Origin of the sequence: Streptococcus cristatus (genome assembly GCF_003943505.1) — a bacterium.
GTDB classification, from domain to species: domain Bacteria; phylum Bacillota; class Bacilli; order Lactobacillales; family Streptococcaceae; genus Streptococcus; species Streptococcus cristatus_E.
In genome coordinates, this window is record NZ_RJPS01000061.1 from 1 (window position 1) to 753 (window position 753).

Below are 753 nucleotides of genomic sequence, written 5' to 3' on the forward strand. Positions count from 1 at the left end.
ATCGTCATGTTGAAGATGATGTCGTTCAATACCGAGACGGGAACTTGGCAGGTGTGAAGGGTGGAGATGGCTTTGGAACCATCTATTGGGTTTATGGTTCTAGCCATAAGATTTTTGATTGGCAGTTTAATGAGCAGGGAGAGGTTATTGATGAGCATGGCAGGGTGGTTATCACTGCCATGCGTTTCAATTACTTGGAGACGGCTAAAAACAGTCTGCAGTCTTTGGACACGGAATTGGCTTCATTGGTCGGATTGCGAGATCGTCTAAAAGCAGATGGTCTTTCGAGAGGGGAAAAAATCTACTTAGACAGTGAGCAGGCCTTAGTTACTGCTTCGGCCATTGAAAATATTGCAACAAAAGGATTGGACTTGCTGATTAGTCTGTATGATGATGCCATTCAAGAAGCCGAAGATCTCTGGAATCTAATTGTCCGCCAGGCCTATACTGCGGGTCCCAAATTGAGTGAATCTGAAATTTACTCTGCTCTGTCAGATGTTGGTGTGACAAGAGAAAGCATTAGCGTGTCGGATTTTCAGCGTTACCGCGAAAAGAAGGCGTTAGCCTATGAGCTTAAGCGAGAATTTGAAGGCATTGCTCAGAAAATGCGTTCTGGTATTCAAAAACAGTTGGATCAGGATCAAGAATTGGCAAGGAATTTTAAACAATGGGATTTGATGAGATAATGGGCAACTTGCGGAATCAACGTGCAAAGATCGAAGAAGATTTCAAGGAATATAAGCAGGATTATGA

General features: G+C 43.2%; 1 protein-coding gene. It reads left to right on the forward strand.

The window, feature by feature from the left end; translation table 11 throughout:
- Positions 1 to 686, forward strand: a 686-nt coding sequence (locus D8792_RS11520; RefSeq protein WP_185758460.1) for a hypothetical protein, incomplete at its 5' end; no start/stop codon positions are given.
- Positions 687 to 753: the final 67 nt, after the last annotated feature.